This window comes from Pseudomonas sp. GM21, from assembly GCF_000282215.1.
Classification (GTDB): domain Bacteria; phylum Pseudomonadota; class Gammaproteobacteria; order Pseudomonadales; family Pseudomonadaceae; genus Aquipseudomonas.
The window spans coordinates 1-15,933 of the sequence record NZ_AKJS01000006.1; the positions used below are offsets into that span (position 1 = coordinate 1).

Consider the following 15,933-nt stretch of genomic DNA (forward strand, 5'->3'; position numbering starts at 1 on the left):
TCGGCGGCACCCGCCGCAATGGCGCCAGCGGCCATATGCACGGCCACTTCACCCGAACCGCATTTACGGTCGATGGTCAGCCCCGCAACGGTGACCGGCCAGCCGGCACCGAGCAAAGCCGTGCGCGCAATATTGGCGGACTGCTCGCCAATTTGCGTGACATTGCCGAAGATCACGTCATCGACCAGCGTCGGCGATACATCAACCCGCTCCAGCAAACGATTGAGCACCAACGACCCAAGGTGATCAGCTCGCACGCCGGCAAGGCTGCCACGGAACTTGCCGATGGGCGTACGCACCGCGTCAACTATGACGATGTCTTTCATAGCGCACTCGCCTTGAGCCCTGAGCCCGGTACTTGTTTACCCTCTTCATAGCGGTAGACCCCGTGCCCTGACTTGCGCCCCAGTCGCCCGGCGGCGACCATTTTGATGATCAGCGGGCAAGGTCGAAATTTTTCGCCCAAGGTCTGGTGCAGATAGCGCAGCACCGACAACCGCGTGTCCCAACCGGTCAAATCACCCAGTTCCAACGGACCCATCGGGTGGTTGAAGCCCAGGCGCAGCGCTGTGTCGATGTCTTCGGCAGTGGCCGTGCCTTCCTGCAACATCCACATCGCCTCGTTACCCAAGAGCGCGGACATGCGGCTGGTGGTCAGGCCAGGCGATTCATTGACAACGATCGAGGTTTTACCGATCTGCTCGCACAGGGTGCGCGTGCGCGCCACCACTTCATCGCTGGTGGCCAAACCACGCACCAGCTCCACCAGCTTCATTTTGTGCACCGGGTTGAAGAAATGCATGCCAATCACGCGATCAGCACAGTCCACCGACGCCGCAATCTCGGTCACGCTGAGGGCCGACGTGTTGGTGGCGATAATGGCGTTCTCCGCCAGCAGCGGCGCCGCCTGACCGATCACTGCCTTCTTCACCGCCAACTGCTCGGAGACCGTCTCCACCAGCCAGTTAGCACCCATCGCAGCTTCGCTCAAGTCGCTACAGGTCAGCAGATTGGCTAACGATTGCTGCGCGTGTTCTTCGCTGACTTTGCCCAGACGCACACCATCGGCAAGGATTTTTTCGATGCTTGCCCGGGCGCTCGTCAATGAGGCGGCATTGGTATCAACCAACAGCGTATTGAAACCGGAGCTGGCGAACGCATGTGCAATACCGGTGCCCATCAGACCCGCACCGACGACGACTACTTTTTCTTTATTGGCGTTCATGTTTGGCTCCAGATTAGGCGCGGTTCTTTTTACCGACCACATTGCGCAATGTACCGATGCCTTCGACGCTGGCCTCGACCACATCGCCTTCCTTGAGGAACAGACCGGTGCCCATCCCCACCCCCGCCGGCGAACCGGTGAACAGCACGTCACCACTGGCGAAACTCGAACGCTGCTGTACGAAGCGGATCAACTGACCCACATCCCAGGTCATTTCGCCGGTGGAGCCGTCCTGACGCATTTCGCCGTTCACTTTCAGGGTCAGGCGCAGCCGCGGTGAACCTTCCGGGAATTCGTCCTTTGTGACGATCCAGGGCCCAAGGCCGGTGGTCTGGTCCTGGCTTTTAGCCGCAAACAGATCCATGCCAATACCCGCTGGCCCGCTGCGTTGCAGGTCTCGCGCACTGACGTCATTGCCGACGGTGTAACCGAGCACGCAAGCGAGCGGGTTTTCCAGGTCGATCTCGTCAGTGCCGATCACCGCCACCAATTCAACTTCGTGGTCGAGTTCTTCAGTCAACGGCGGAAAGCGGATCGGGTCATTGGCACCAATCAGCGCGCCATAAGCCTTGAGAAATGCCACTGGCTGTGCCGGCGCCTTCAATCCGAATTCCACCAGGTGCTTGGCGTAATTCGCACCCGCCACCACCACCCGGTTAACCGGCTCAATCGGGGGCAGCAGACGCACCTTTGACAGAGGAAGCGATGGCCCGGCGAAACGAATCGAACTGATACCACGCCCTGCCGCCACCGCCGGTGCCCAGTCCTTGAAATCACCGGAAATGGGAGTCACTTGGTCTTGAGCGACATCCACTACAGCCCAAAAAATGCCTGTAGAAAAATACTCACAACGCGCCAGTTTCATCAGGCACCTACCTTGCCCAACTTGGCAGGATCCAGGTGCAGCAAGCGGCATGCGTTTTCATAACGGATCTTGCGCATGTCAGCATCGGACAACTTCAGACCATGAGTCAGATCGTGGCGTACGGCATCGCTGCCCCCGAAGTTGCTGCCGTACAACACATGGTCCGCACCGATGATGTCGACCAGGGCCTGGCGCATCGGCACTTCATGCAGTTCTACGTCGAAGTAGAAGTTCTTCATGTAATCGAGCAGCGGTTTTTTGTTGTATTTGACGTCGAGGTTTTCGTTGGTCTTGGCCAGACGACCGAGCTGGTATGGCACATAACCACCGCCGTGGGTGATGTACACCTTCAGATCAGGGAAGCGATCCAACACACCGCCGCAAATCAGGTTCCAGAAACAACGGGTTTCGTCGTACTGCATACCCACGATGGCGGTGGTTTCGTAGCGGTCGCTGTTAGCGTTCTTGCCCCAGGTAACCGACTGGTTATAGCCGTGGACAAAAATCGGCAGATCCAGGTCACAGAGGGTTTTCCACACCACATCAAGCTCAGGCGAATCGAATTCCAGACCGCCGAAGTTGGCGCCGCCAGCGACCAGGCCCTTGGCGCCCAGCTCTGTGCAAGCGTGACGAATTTCAGCCGCCGCCGCTTCTGGTGCATTGAGCGGTGCATGAGCCCAGAACATCAGGCGATCAGGGGCTGCGGAGCAGTACTCGGCCAGCGTGTTGTTGACGGTGCGGGCGAATGGCACGGCGAATTCGGCTTCAGTCCAATACATGTAGCAATGGGACGGGACGGAAACCACCTGAAGGTTCTGTCCAGCAGCATCCATACCGGCCAGGCGCACTTTCGGGTCAGCCCAACGAGCAAAATATTCCTCAAGCTTGGGACCATTACCGGAGCGCACTGCAGCCTTTCGCTCTGGCGACCCGAGACCAAGAATCCAATCACCTACACGCAGCTTGATATCGCCGTCGGCGTGTTGCTCGAAGAACGGCCCCCAGTGCGGGTGCTGGTTGTAATAGCCAGGGTGGGGTGCGTGGGCGTGTAGATCGATAAGCATGTCTAGGTACCTCGAAGTTGGCACTTTTTTATTGGTTATTGGCGCAGTCCCTTCACGTGACCAGGATCAAACTGCCGTGAAAGGGGAAGCCAAGGGCTCACTGCTAAGACCAGAGCTTAAATTCAAATTGAGCAGAAATCAAAAAACTGTTCAGTTTATTTTCTAGGCGCATGAAAAAGCCCGTGCCAGAGCCTTCGCCCCTTGTCAAAAAACACCTCGCAGGGGCACAAAATGGACACAGACAGGAAAAAGTGCGCTATGCAGGTAAGAGAAAATTAACACCCGGAAACGCAAAGCCCCCGATATACGGGGGCTTTGCCTACAGCGAAGGGGTGTTAGTCGGCGGTCAGCGACGGGTGCGGGAGGTGGAACCCATGATCAAGGCACCGAGCAGTTTTTTCACCCGCACCGGGAACAAACGGCGCCCCGCCGCTTCCGGCACCAGGATTTCGCTTAACACGTATCGAATGATCATTTCGCAGATCAGCTCACGGTCAAGACGGACCCCGAGGCGCTCGTCCCAATCGTCGAAAACAATGCCCAGGCCATCCTGAAAGCGCACGATCGAATCATGAAAAATCCGCCGAAAGAAGCCCAGTGCATAGTCCGGGGCGACCACCAGCAAGCGCCGGGCACGACTTTGCTCAAGATAGTTGTCGAGATAGGCAAACAGCGCATTGAGGCGTGCTTCCGGGTCACTGATATGGCCCAACTCCCGCGACAGCGAGGTGTGGAAACTTTCGCGCTTATGACGTGAAAAGGTGTCCAGCAGGTCTTCTTGCGAGGCGAAATAGCGATAAAAGGTGCCGCGCGAAACACCGGCCACCTGGCACACATCCAGGATCGAAATACGATCCGCGCCAGACATCAGCACCACCTCTTCAGTGGCTTTAAGGATGTTGGCGATGGTTTCTTCCGAACGACGGTTCGGCTTGACCTTGGTGCCCGCCACTGCATTGACGACAGTACGTCGCTCAACCGACTTTAACGGGCCCGTCTTTGCATCAGGCAGCGTATTTTTTTTTGTTTTGAGGGCCCGTGTAGGCGCTTCTGCTTTCTGGGATGCGGCTTTTGGCATGGATTGACGGGCTCATAGAGAGTAAGGACAGTGAAACACTAGCACAGGATCTGTGCACAAATAAGATTATATGTTCAACTTATTGCTAAAGACATTTACTGATTTTGTATTTAGAATCAAATTCTCTCACCAAAATAAAATCAGGCAAACCATTCGCTATGGGAGCCTAAAAGGAGAATACACATGGGCAGCAGTGGCAATCCAGAAACCTGGGCAGTGGGAGAACGAGACACTGTCATCGAAGCACTAGATCGTGCAGTAGCAAGGCATCCAGACAAGATTTTGTTGGATTTCAGTGGCGAGTTATACACTTATTCTCAGGTTGACTCACTCTCGACCAAGATGGCCAATGCCCTCTCTACGCTGGGCGTAAAAGCCGGTGAAACCGTGCTGACCATGCTCGATAACAACATCGACGCTGTCACCACCTGGCTGGCCATCAACAAGCTCTGCGCCGTGAGTGTGCCGATCAACACTGCGCTCAAGGGCGAGTTTCTCCGCCATCAGATCGCCGATACCGGCACCTCGGTGGTGATCTGCGAAGCGGCCTACCTTCCACGCATCACACCGCTCGCTGAGCAACTGCACGACGTTCAGCACATTCTTCACCGTGGCACACTTGAGACAGTAGCCGATTGCCGAATTCGCATCGCGCCACTGGATGAATGGCGCGGCCATGATGCCACCCCGCTCGTTAACAAGCCGCAGCCTTCAGACCTTGCTTGCCTGATTTACACCTCAGGCACCACCGGCCCGTCCAAGGGCTGCATGATCAGCTACAACTTCATGTGCAACCTGGCGCGCCTGCAATTGCGTGCCGGTCCGGCCAGTGCCGACGACGTGACAATCACACCGCTGCCGCTGTTCCATATGAATGCGCTGTGCGTATCCATCATCGCCAGCATTCTGGTGGGCGCACGCGCCGCCATTCTCCCGCGCTTTTCGGTCTCCAATTTCTGGCAGGAAGTGGAGCGTTCAGGTGCAACCATCGCTTCAATCCTTGGCGGCATGGGCGGCCTCCTCGCTCAAGCGCCAGATAACGAAGCAATGCTGCGCTGCGTTGGGCAAATCCATACCGCTCGAGGCAACCCTTACACCGAAGAAACCAAAAAAATCTGGCGCGAGCGTTTCGGCACCAAACTGGTCGGCGGTAACGGTTATGGCCTGACCGAAGCGTGCGTCATCACTTCGCTGGCCGCCGGTGAATACGCCGCGCCCGGCTCTTCGGGAAAACGAATTGCCGATTTTGACGTAAGAATCGTCGACGACCTCGATCAGGAAGTACCGCCCAACAGTGCGGGCGAAATCGTCGTTCGACCGCTGCGTCCGGACATCATGTTCCAGGGCTACTGGCGCCGTCCGGAAGACACCCAGAAGCTGATGCGCAATATGTGGTTCCACACTGGTGACATTGGCAAGTTCGATGACGATGGATTTTTCTACTTCGTCGACCGCAAGAAAGACTACCTGCGCCGCCGGGGCGAAAACATTTCCAGCTTTGAAATGGAAGCAGCCTTTGCTGTTCACCCGGCGCTGGCCGAAGTGGCAGTACATGCCGTGCCGTCAGATAAAGGCGAGGACGATGTGAAAGTCACTGCCGTGCTGCATGAAGGCGTAACGCTGGACCCGGAGCAGCTGTTCCATTGGGCTACTGAATCGGTGCCCTACTATGCCCTGCCGCGCTACATCGAGTTCCGCAGCAGCCTGCCGAAAAACCCTCAAGGTCGGGTGTTGAAGTATTTGCTGCGCGATGAAGGTAAAACCCTCACGACTTGGGATCTTGAAACTACATCGATCGTGGTCTCCAAGAAATAACTGTCGTTCCCCTTCAACAGCTATAAAAAAAAGCGCGGCTCTGGCCGCGCTTTTAGTTGAAGGCTGAAATCAGTATTCGCGCACCGGAACACCTTTAGGACGGGAGTTATAACCGGGCAGATGCAGCCCCCCATCGACGTGAATAGTCTCGCCAGTGATAAAACGCGACATCTCAGACGCGAGAAACACCACCACCGGGCCAATGTCGGCTTCAGGCTCACCACAGCGGCCCAGCGGACGCATCGACGCGGACATTTCGGCAAAGCCGGGGTTTTCTGCGGCGAGTTTATGGAAAGTGGCACCCATCGCGGTAGGAGCAATGGCATTGGTACGAATGTTGAAACGCCCCCACTCAGAGGCTGCGCTGCGAGTCAGCCCGACGATCGCGGCCTTCGCGGTGTTGTAGTCACCGTGCAGCCAGGCACCGATCTCGATATCGATGGAGTAGAAGTTGATGATCTTGCCACCGCCCCGTGCCTTCATATGAGGTAACGCAGCTTTCATCGCCCACCAGGCAGCCCACACGGTAGAGCCGAGGGTTTGCTCCAGCATGGCATCGGTTTTTTCTTCCAGAAGGACATTTGGCGTTGGCGCAAAGGCGTTGTTGACCAAGATGTCCAGGCCACCAAATTGATCAACGGCCAATTGCACCGCGGCCTCAATATCGGTCTTGCTGCACACGTCGGTCTTGATGAATACCGCCTTGGCGCCCAAAGCCTGCAGTTCGGCGACTACGGCCTCCCCGCTGGTGACGTCCAGTTCGGCGACCACCACGGCAGCACCCTCTTTAGCAAAGTTCAGCGCAATACCGCGCCCGATTCCACCACCTGCACCGGTAATCAGCGCAACCTGTTCATTTAGCAGTGCCATAGCCACTCCGCTTTTTGTTTTTTGTGAACATTATTGGTTATAGTGTCTAAATATAGCTTATTTCTTCAGGCTAAACAGTACCAGGACCAAGGATATTGACGATGACTGTATTTCGTCGCTGCGTAGACATTATTGCTCATCAGGCCGATGGCACAGGTGAGGTCCGTGCCGCTCTGGAAGACGACTTCCATCACTTCCGTGTATGGGTTCGTCACCAGGAAGGTGAAGTCATTGCCATCGGCGGTGAAGCGTTGCGCTATCCCTATTCCATGTGCCCGCAGGCTTGTGATCAATTACAACAATTGCTCGGCATGAAACTGGACCGGATAGCCCACTCTGTCATCCGGCAGACCGACGCCAGTCATCAATGCACCCATTTGTTGGACTTGGCGGGACTCGCCATTGCAGCTGCCGCACGCGGGACTCTTCAACGCCGCTATGAAATCCACATTGGCCAGCGCATCGACAACCGCACCCGCGCTACCTTGGTACGCGATGGTAATGAAGATCTGACTTGGGAAGTCAACGGCACAATGATCGAAGCGCCAACGCCCTATTCCGGCATCAACCTTCGGGAAGGCATGGCACGCTGGGCACTGAACACCCTCAACGAAGAAGCCGCCGAAGCGGCTCTGTTACTTCGCCGCTGCACGCTGATCTCGATGGGGCGCGCCTACAACCTTGACGAGCAGATTCACGCCGAGAACACCGCGCGCTGCTACAGCCAGCAACCCGAACGCGCCGAACAGGCGCTGCGTATAAAGGGTTCAACCCTGGACTTCAGCCATGAACAACTCAAGCTGTGCGCCCAGGATCAGGAGTGGCTCAGGCAGGCGCCTTAGTCACCCCACTCTCGCTTCAACAGCAGCGCCGTCAATGCCCTCTGGACACGGCGATCCGGGTTGGAATCGGACCGCCGACGCAACCTAGAGGAAGACGGCCAGATTGGGTGTACCGAGCACCGCCTGGTCAATGATGACTTCGCGCCGGGAAAGCTTGAACCCCGACTCGTGCAGACGCAGCACGTCACGTCGCTCGCCACTGATGATATCGACATGGTGATCGTTGAAACGGCTACGGGTCAGCAGCAGGTAACTGGTCACCACAAATTCATCGCTTTTGTCGGTTTCTTCGACAAACACGTTGGTCACCAGACGCCGGGTACGCGAGGGAGGATCTTCCGCCCAGGCGCTTTTGCCGGACAGGCGCAAAATGCGGCCCATGATCGAGCGGTAGTCATCGTGGTAGTGCTGAACACTGCGCACGATAGTGGTTCTGAGCTCGGACGCCACGCGAGTCTGGCGCAGCGGTACGGTGTACACCAGATCGGTGTCCAGACGTTCTGCCCACTCTTGCAGGCGAATCTGGTCGAGCAGCGTGGCTTCCTCGTAGAGAAAGGTCACCACATCGTTGTATTTCGGCGAGCCCACCGGCACCCGCTTGGTACCGACTGGGGAACCCGGCTGGATATCCTCCACACCGCGTTGTTGAACCTGAGCCATGAGTCATTCCCTCACTTTTATTCTTGTACTTGTTAATGCTGTTACCGGCGAGTGCGACCCGCGAGGACCGCAATCGAACCAGGACCAACGAGCGCTTATTGGTCGTTCGGTGCAGTCATCAGCTCGTGCCAGTACAACCACCAGTGCCACTGGGTATCGTCCTTGGTGAAGCCTTCGTTGACGATGCCAGGACCCGGCCAGCCCTCGGGTGCTCCTGTTTCGAAGCAAGCCTGGTATTTCAGCGTGCTCTTGCGGCCCATCGCACCTTTGGCGGCCAGGGTCATGTGAGGCCAGGTATCGGAGTCATCCTGCTCGACCATGCCCGAGGTGCCGAACAACTGGATGGTTTGCTTGAGCATCTTGTCGCGCAGTTCTGGCGAAGCGTCTTTCTCGGCAAACACCCAGTTGACGAACTCCAGCTTGTCCGGACCGCGAGGCACGTAAGCGTGCAGGGTCATCGAGCCGACTACGCTGCCATCGGGCTGCGGAATGTAAACGAAGCCGAAAAGAATGTTCGGGAACATCCCACCGACTTGCGGCGGCATGCTGGTCAGCACTTTCAACTGATCTTCAGTCAGATTGCGTGCCAGTTGCTCGACCATGTCGGCGGTCATGCCGGCAGGGGGCAATGCTTCCAGTTTTTGCTGCACAGTCAGCTCTGCCGGGTCGAGGCCGGTCAGACGCTTGATCTTGCGCGCAAGGTCGATGCAGCGCAGCGCATGGCCGTGCGGCGAGCTGATTTCCACGCCGATCATTTCCGGGCTGAGGTCGGCTGTTTCGCCCTCGCCTTTCTTGGCGTAGTTACCCACTTCGCCCAACCAACGGTGCAAGGTCAGGGTGTGGAATCCATCGGCCGCCGATTGCTCGCCAGCCGTTTTCCAGTTGGCGTTTACGATAAAGCGCTGTGGCGGGCCGAGCACTTCCATGCCTTTGTCGGAGCGGCAGAACAACATGTCGTAATACCACTTGGCATCGCCCAGGAACTCGTCAAACGACGGCCCTTCAATGTTCCAGGTGGCGAATACCAGGCCGCCATACAGCGTGACCCGTGCCTTTTTCAGACCCAGTTCTTCTTTGGGCAGCATTTTGCCGTGCATGCATTCGCGCTCGACTGGCGAGCCGATGAAATCGCCATTGGTGCGGAAGGCCCAGCCGTGATAGATGCATTTGTGAATTTGCGTGTTGCCGCAATCAGCGGTGCTGATGCGCATCCCGCGGTGCGGGCACACATTGAGGGTTACGAATACCTCGCCCTGCTTGCCACGGGCAACAATGACCGAATCAGACCCCATGTCTCGGACCATGAAGTCGCCGGAGTTAGGTATTTCCGACTCATGACCCAGGAGCACCCAGATCTTGCCGAAGATTTTTTCCATTTCCAGATCGTAAATTTCGTGGTCAGACAACACACGCATTTGCACTTCACGGCTGGATGGATAGATGAGGTCCGAAACCTTGGTTCCATCCGATAATACGGGGCTTGTTCTTGTTAGCATGCTTGCCTCCTGATCAGAGCGTCACGACAGTGGTTGCAGCGAAATATAAGACACTTTTTCTATTTTTGTACATAGTATTCACTTTCAATTTGTAAGTGAATACCTTCGACATTCAGATAACGGTCAGTCCTTGGTCGGCGCCTTGCCCACTTGAGTGCGCAGCACACCAATGCCATCGATCTCCAGTTCGACCACATCGCCAGGTTTCAGATAACGCAACTGCTCCAGGCCGCAGCCGTTGCCGACAGTGCCTGAACCCAGGAACTCGCCGGGGTACAAGGTTTCTGAGCGCGACACGTGGGCGATCACGTCCTCAAAGCTCCAGCGCATATCACGCGTATTGCCGCGCCCCCACTCCTCGCCATTGACTCGGGCAACCATATTCAGGTCGTAGGGATCACCCAGTTCATCTGCGGTCACCAGGCACGGCCCCATGATGTTGGCTGTATCGAAATCCTTGCTCTTGGCCGGGCCGAGCATGCCGGGCATTTCCAGGGCCTGCGCGTCACGCGCACTCATGTCGTTGAAGATGGTGTACCCGACGATATGCGAACGGGCGGCTTCACGACTGATGTCCTTGCCGCGCTTGCCAATGTAGCAACCGAACTCCAGTTCGAAATCCATCGCTCGGCTAAAACTCGGCCATTGGAATTCATCGTCGATGCCGATCACCGCAAAACGGTTGCCCTTGTAGTAGATAGGCTGCTTGTTGAAGGTCTCGATCACCCGGTCGTCGGCACGAGTGTTCATCGCCTTCAAGGTGGCTTCAGGGTCTTCGGTGCGCAGCGCACGGGCGCGACGAGCCGCCGCGAAGCTTTGGCGCAGGTGCAGTTCGAAGCAAGAACAGTCGCGCATTTGTGGAGGCGGCTGGATCGGGGCGCGCAGTTTCACACTGGCGCGTTCCAGCACCGCAGCCGAGGGGGCCTTGGCAACCAGCGAACGGGCCAATTCAAGCGCGGGCTCACCCGCCTCCACCAAGGCCAGCACACTGCTCAATGCCACGCTGTCGCGACTTTCCAACAAACGGTAAGCGCTTTGCAGGTCGAGCACTTGCTGGTCCTGATTGAGTAGTGCACCCGCGCGGTCAAAGCCCTCAGCGTCGGTATAGGTCACCAGTCTCATACGCGGCCACTCACTGGCAACAGCGCGCCCGTTACCGCAGCGGCTTCGTCGGACAACAGAAACGCCACCACCGCCGCCAACGCCTCCGGGGTTACCCACCGGCTGCTATCCGCGTCAGGCATGTCAGCACGGTTGGCTGGAGTATCGATGATGCTTGGCAACACAGCGTTAACCGTCACGCCACGATCCTTCAGTTCTTCCGCCAGGGCTTCGGTCAACCGGGCGACACCGGCCTTGGAGGCGGCATAAGCCCCCATACCCGTCGCGGCTTTGACCGAGGCCAGCGCGCCGATATTGACGATGCGTCCTGCTTTGGAGTTCACCAAGTGAGCCAGCGCCGATTGAGAACTGACCACTGCGGTACGCACGTTCATCTGATACAGGCGATCCCAAGTCTCCAGGCTACCGCCTTCGACGGTCTCCCAGGCAAAGCCACCCGCAACATTGACCAAACCATCAATGCCGCCCCACTGCGCGGCGATTTTCTCGAAAGCAGCGCTGGCCGACTCGGTCGAGGTCAGGTCGACACCGCCCAGGCACAGCAGATTTTCCGTGTCCAGCAAGGCGGCAGGCGCCTCGCTGCGATCCAGCAAGACAACCCGGGCGCCACGCGCCAGCAGGAATTTGCCAAGTGTGCTGCCGAGGGCACCAAACCCACCGGTGACGACTACCCTCTTGTCCAGTAACGACTGGGACATCGTGAAATCCTCTTGTTGTTGTTTTACGGCACGAAGGTTCAATTCGTGCCTTCGCCGGGATGAATATATGACACTTTTAGAAAATATGTACAAATGATACCGTATGACTTCAAGTCAAACACTCACCTGCGGACCGCTGATGCCTAGAAAACTTCCTGCACTCAACGCCGACAACCGCGCCTTCTGGCAAGGCGGCGAACGGGGCGAACTGCTCGTTCATCGCTGCGCGGCCTGCAGCCGGTATTTCCATCCACCTGCCCCGCTTTGCCCGCATTGCGCAAGCTTTGAAGTGGCGCCAGAGCCGGTGTCCGGTAAAGGTAAAGTCCTCAGCTACACCATCAATTACCAGGCTTGGGCCCCCGACCTGGAGGTGCCCTATGTGGTCGCGATCATCGAGCTGGTGGAACAACCTGGCTTGCAATTCGTGAGCAACGTGGTGGGCATTCCGGTCACGGATGTGCACATCGATATGCCGGTACGGGTCAGCTTCCTCAATGTCGAGGATGTCTGGTTGCCTCTGTTCGAGAAGGATCAGTGATGTTCGATCATCGTTATGAAAAAGACGTCGCCATCACCGGCATCGGTCAATCGGAAATCGGGCGTCCGTCAAACAAGTCAGCGATGCAGTTGACCCTTGATGCTTGCCTGGAGGCCATTGCTGACGCTGGCCTGCAGCGTAGTGACATCGATGGCGTGGCCTGCTGGCCGGGCGACAACAACAATGGCGACCCATTTTCGCCGGTTGGCCCGAGCGCGCTGAAAAGCGCCTTGGGGCTCAACGTCAACTGGTTCGGCGGCGGCTACGAAGGACCCGGCCCGCTTACCGGCGTGATCAACGGTGCCATGGCGATTGCGGCGGGCCTGTGTAAACACGTGCTGGTTTTTCGCACCATCACCGAAGCGTCGGCCCGCCTGGTGAACAAACAAGCGAGCGCCTTGACCAATAAAACTCAAGGGCGTGACAGCAGCTACGCCTGGCAGTGGTTCACGCCATTCAATGTGCTCTCGGCCACTAATCTGATGGCGCTGTACGCCCAACGTCACTTCCATGAATACGGCACCCGTCCGGAGCAACTGGCGCAAATCGCCCTGACTTGTCGCCAGAACGCCATGCGCAACCCCAAAGCGGTGTTTCGCACACCGATGAGCATGGACGATTACATGGCGTCGCGGATGATTTCCTCGCCGCTGCGTATGTTCGACTGCGACGTGCATTGCGATGGATCCACGGCCATTGTCCTGTCACGTCGTGACATCGCCCAGGATCAGCCGAACAAACCGATTCGCATCGAGGCTATGGGTGCAGCCTTGAACCAGCCCTGGTCATGGGATCAGATTTCACTGACCAAAATGGCCGCCTTCGATGTTGGCCAGATGATGTGGGCGCGCACCGACTACACGCCGCAGGATGTTGGCTCTGCGCAGCTGTATGACGGATTTTCGATTCTGACCATGATCTGGCTGGAAGCCCTCGGCCTTTGCCCCACCGGAGAAAGCGGAGCCTTCGTCGAGGGTGGGACGCGCATCGCGCTGGATGGTAGCTTGCCAATCAATACCAATGGCGGGCAGCTATCTGGCGGGCGCACCCATGGCCTGGGTTACGTGCATGAAGCCTGCCTGCAACTGTGGGGCCGTGCCGAAGGGCGGCAAACCCGTGAACACCGTGTCAGCACGGTGGCCGCAGGTGGCGGCCCGCTGGGGGGCAGCCTGCTGCTGGTACGCGAGTAACGGTGCGTTTCAGTAGAGAACGCCGGCCACTTCGTTACAGAACTCGATTAGCGCCTTGCCCAGCTGGGCAAGGCCCTCTTCATCGCGTTGACCACGGAACATCACCGCTGAAACGGTGAAATCGATGCTGTGCGTTGGTGAGTAGACCGGCGCTGCAATGGCAAGAATGCCCCCCGAAAAATGTCCATCGTCCATTGCCCAGCCACGCTCGGCAGCTACTCTCACTTCCTCACGGAAAACCTCCAGCGATAGAGGCTGGGCCCAGCGAATGTTGTCGAAACTGCTCTGTACTTCTGGGTCGTCGAGGTCGATCTGCGTGGCGAACAAACGCCCACTGGCACCCATCAGTATCGGCAGGCGCTGACCTTCAGCCATGTCGATACGCACATCAGTCGGGCTGGCAGCAGAGCTGACAATGCCCATACGGTCAGCGCTCATTTTGCGCCAGAGGGTGATGGTTACCCGCTGCCGCGCAGCCAGGTTCTGCAACAGAGGCTTGGCCATCTGCACGCGATGGCCTTGGGTGACCAATTGTTCGACCAGGCGCGCCAGCCCCAAGCCAACCGAGTAGCGCTTGGACATGGCACTGAAGTCGACCACCTCCTCCAGCACCAGTGTGCGAAGGATGTTGAAGCAGGTACTGGGGTTGATCTTCAATTGCCGGGCGATGTCCACCGAACGCTCCGGCGTGCCCACCTGACTGAGGTAACGCAGAATACGTATGGCGTTGGAAACGGGCTTGACGAGTGTTGCGCCGGCCGATTTGGTGGTGTCGTTGACGTCAGTGAAGTCCATGTCCGATCCAGTAACTTTAAAGTGCCGCCATTCTAGCCTGAGAATGATTGGCGACGTAAAAGTTTTAGCTGGGAATTAATCGAACACTTTAGTCGGATAGTTTCACTAGCGGTTGGTAGATCAGCCGACGGGTTTGCACGTCTTCGCGACGAAAGCGCTCGATGAGAAGCTCCTGGGCATGGTCGGCCTGGGTCACCCGCATCTGCTGGCGCAAATACTCCAGCCAGGACTCAACAATAAAGCGCTCGCTGAAGAGTTGCTCGTCCGCCATGTCGCGGTAAAGCCGCCAGTTCTGCGCACCATTACGCCGTCTTGACTTGCCGACTGCATACACAGCAGTCAGAAAGTCATCGCGGTCGGGCTCCGTGACCTGATAGACGATCTCCACCGATACTGGTCCATCGGAATAGGACACCGGACTGGCCAGCTGCAGTTTGTCGGTCAATTGCACCTCGGCAAAGTCTGCCTCCTGCCCCAGTTCCACGCGGCCGTTACGGGTAAGCGCGATGCCAAGCAGTAACAACAGCGTCGAGAGCAATAAGCTTTCGCGTAGCCCCAGATATTGGGCCATTGCACCCCATATCGCACCGCCAGCAGCCATCGCGCCCATCAAGATCAACACATAGACCGATGCGACCCGTGCGCGCACCCAGTTGGCGGCATATGTTTGCACAACCGTGGAAATGGTCGCGTTGACCGCCATCCAGCCAAACCCTGCAAGCAACATCATCGCGCAGACGCCGTAACGGTTATGGGATAGCGCGGCGGTGAGAGTCGCGAGGGCAAAGGCGATGGCGCCGCACACCAGCAGATGCCGCATACCCAATACGCGATACAGACGCGGCAAGCTGAGTGCTGCCAACACGGCACCCGCACCTAAAAATGCCATGAGCAAGCCATAACCACCGGCATCCATACCCAATTCCTGCTTGGCCACCAATGGCATCAATGCCCACAACGCGCTGGCGCTGCTGGTGAAAACCAATACCTGCTTCATGGCGCTGAACAATACCGCCGAATGACGGATATAACGCAGTCCGCTGCGCATGCCTCCGGTCAGGGTCTCCGGTGGCAAGCCCACGGCTGGCGGGTTGGGTACCAGGCGAAAGAGGAAGAGCAGCACCGCGAACATGCACAGCGCGATGACCAAAAATACAGAGGTGGTGTTCCAGTAAGCAATCAACGCACCTGCCAGCGCCGGCCCCAACGCGCGGGTCGCGTTGATGGAAATGCCGTTTAACGACACGGCTGCCGGTATCTGATTGCGGGAGAGTACACCGACCATGGTCACCATCCACGCCGACATTCCCAACGCACTGCCGGTACCCAGGACAAAGGTGAACGCCAGCAACCCCCAGGTTTCCAGATGCGCGCTATACGCCAGCAGGCACAGTACCAGCGCGGCGAAGAGCATCATGCACTGCGTGATAATGAGCCAACCGCGGCGGTCAACCCGGTCGGCAATCACACCACCCGGGAAGGCAAACAGGAAGACCGGCAGGGTCACGGCTGTTTGCACGAGGGAGACCATCGCCGAGGACGTTGTCAATGTGGTCATGATCCACGCTGCAGCGACCGTCTGCATCCAGATCGCCATATTGACCACCGCCCCCGCCAACCATAAGCCGCGGAACGCTTTATTGCGAAACGGCGCCCACGCAGAACCCTTGCTCAT

At 57.6% G+C, this 15,933-nt stretch carries 15 protein-coding genes and 1 pseudogene; 4 read left to right on the forward strand and 12 right to left on the reverse strand.

Annotated elements, in window-relative coordinates; genetic code table 11:
- From PMI22_RS28050 to PMI22_RS28030, 5 genes and pseudogenes are all read right to left on the reverse strand, one after another.
- A pseudogene (locus tag PMI22_RS28050) lies at positions 1 to 326 on the reverse strand (steroid 3-ketoacyl-CoA thiolase); the annotation flags it as partial.
- On the reverse strand, positions 323 to 1,225 hold the full coding sequence (locus tag PMI22_RS28045) for a 3-hydroxyacyl-CoA dehydrogenase (RefSeq protein WP_007942488.1): 903 nt from the start codon (positions 1,223 to 1,225) through the stop codon (positions 323 to 325). The gene PMI22_RS28045 and the pseudogene PMI22_RS28050, both read right to left, overlap by 4 nt.
- 13 nt (positions 1,226 to 1,238) lie before the next feature.
- Positions 1,239 to 2,090: a fumarylacetoacetate hydrolase family protein gene (locus tag PMI22_RS28040; RefSeq protein WP_007942489.1), complete on the reverse strand. Its 852-nt coding sequence runs from the start codon at positions 2,088 to 2,090 to the stop codon at positions 1,239 to 1,241.
- Positions 2,090 to 3,154 carry an amidohydrolase family protein gene (locus PMI22_RS28035; RefSeq protein ID WP_007942490.1) on the reverse strand — a complete coding sequence of 355 codons (1,065 nt, stop codon included), beginning with the start codon at positions 3,152 to 3,154 and terminating at the stop codon, positions 2,090 to 2,092. Before PMI22_RS28035 ends, PMI22_RS28040 begins: the two co-directional genes overlap by 1 nt.
- 346 nt (positions 3,155 to 3,500) lie before the next feature.
- Positions 3,501 to 4,232: a TetR/AcrR family transcriptional regulator gene (locus PMI22_RS28030; protein WP_007942491.1), complete on the reverse strand. Its 732-nt coding sequence runs from the start codon at positions 4,230 to 4,232 to the stop codon at positions 3,501 to 3,503.
- Between the two features lie 183 nt (positions 4,233 to 4,415).
- On the opposite strand from PMI22_RS28030, the gene PMI22_RS28025 reads away from it, so the two are divergent.
- Positions 4,416 to 6,047, forward strand: coding sequence for an ATP-dependent acyl-CoA ligase (locus PMI22_RS28025; protein ID WP_007942492.1), 1,632 nt, complete (start codon positions 4,416 to 4,418; stop codon positions 6,045 to 6,047).
- Positions 6,048 to 6,116: 69 nt separating this feature from the next.
- Here PMI22_RS28025 and PMI22_RS28020 read toward each other — a convergent pair whose 3' ends face one another.
- Positions 6,117 to 6,917: an SDR family NAD(P)-dependent oxidoreductase gene (locus tag PMI22_RS28020; RefSeq protein WP_007942493.1), complete on the reverse strand. Its 801-nt coding sequence runs from the start codon at positions 6,915 to 6,917 to the stop codon at positions 6,117 to 6,119.
- A 101-nt stretch (positions 6,918 to 7,018) separates the two neighbouring features.
- On the opposite strand from PMI22_RS28020, the gene PMI22_RS28015 reads away from it, so the two are divergent.
- The gene (locus PMI22_RS28015) at positions 7,019 to 7,759 is read left to right on the forward strand and encodes a DUF2889 domain-containing protein (RefSeq protein WP_007942494.1); all 741 of its coding nucleotides are present in this window, start codon (positions 7,019 to 7,021) and stop codon (positions 7,757 to 7,759) included.
- A gap of 84 nt (positions 7,760 to 7,843) precedes the next feature.
- Here PMI22_RS28015 and PMI22_RS28010 read toward each other — a convergent pair whose 3' ends face one another.
- From PMI22_RS28010 to PMI22_RS27995, 4 genes are all read right to left on the reverse strand, one after another.
- Positions 7,844 to 8,419 (reverse strand): aromatic-ring-hydroxylating dioxygenase subunit beta, encoded by a 576-nt coding sequence (locus PMI22_RS28010; RefSeq protein WP_007942496.1) that lies wholly within the window; start codon positions 8,417 to 8,419, stop codon positions 7,844 to 7,846.
- A 95-nt stretch (positions 8,420 to 8,514) separates the two neighbouring features.
- Positions 8,515 to 9,915 carry an aromatic ring-hydroxylating dioxygenase subunit alpha gene (locus PMI22_RS28005; protein ID WP_007942498.1) on the reverse strand — a complete coding sequence of 467 codons (1,401 nt, stop codon included), beginning with the start codon at positions 9,913 to 9,915 and terminating at the stop codon, positions 8,515 to 8,517.
- A 123-nt stretch (positions 9,916 to 10,038) separates the two neighbouring features.
- Complete coding sequence (locus PMI22_RS28000) at positions 10,039 to 11,037, reverse strand: fumarylacetoacetate hydrolase family protein (RefSeq protein ID WP_007942499.1); 999 nt, start codon at positions 11,035 to 11,037, stop codon at positions 10,039 to 10,041.
- Positions 11,034 to 11,735 (reverse strand): SDR family NAD(P)-dependent oxidoreductase, encoded by a 702-nt coding sequence (locus PMI22_RS27995; RefSeq protein WP_007942500.1) that lies wholly within the window; start codon positions 11,733 to 11,735, stop codon positions 11,034 to 11,036. The genes PMI22_RS28000 and PMI22_RS27995 overlap by 4 nt, the downstream gene beginning before the upstream one ends.
- Positions 11,736 to 11,874: 139 nt before the next feature.
- Here PMI22_RS27995 and PMI22_RS27990 point away from each other — a divergent pair, with 139 nt between their 5' ends.
- Positions 11,875 to 12,273 carry a Zn-ribbon domain-containing OB-fold protein gene (locus PMI22_RS27990; RefSeq protein ID WP_007942501.1) on the forward strand — a complete coding sequence of 133 codons (399 nt, stop codon included), beginning with the start codon at positions 11,875 to 11,877 and terminating at the stop codon, positions 12,271 to 12,273.
- The gene (locus PMI22_RS27985) at positions 12,273 to 13,463 is read left to right on the forward strand and encodes a thiolase family protein (protein WP_007942504.1); all 1,191 of its coding nucleotides are present in this window, start codon (positions 12,273 to 12,275) and stop codon (positions 13,461 to 13,463) included. Before PMI22_RS27990 ends, PMI22_RS27985 begins: the two co-directional genes overlap by 1 nt.
- Before the next feature lie 9 nt (positions 13,464 to 13,472).
- Here the strand turns inward: PMI22_RS27985 and PMI22_RS27980 are convergent, their stop codons facing one another.
- On the reverse strand, positions 13,473 to 14,258 hold the full coding sequence (locus tag PMI22_RS27980) for an IclR family transcriptional regulator (protein WP_007942505.1): 786 nt from the start codon (positions 14,256 to 14,258) through the stop codon (positions 13,473 to 13,475).
- An 88-nt stretch (positions 14,259 to 14,346) separates the two neighbouring features.
- Entirely contained in the window at positions 14,347 to 15,933 is a 1,587-nt protein-coding gene (locus tag PMI22_RS27975; RefSeq protein WP_007942506.1) for an MFS transporter, read from the reverse strand.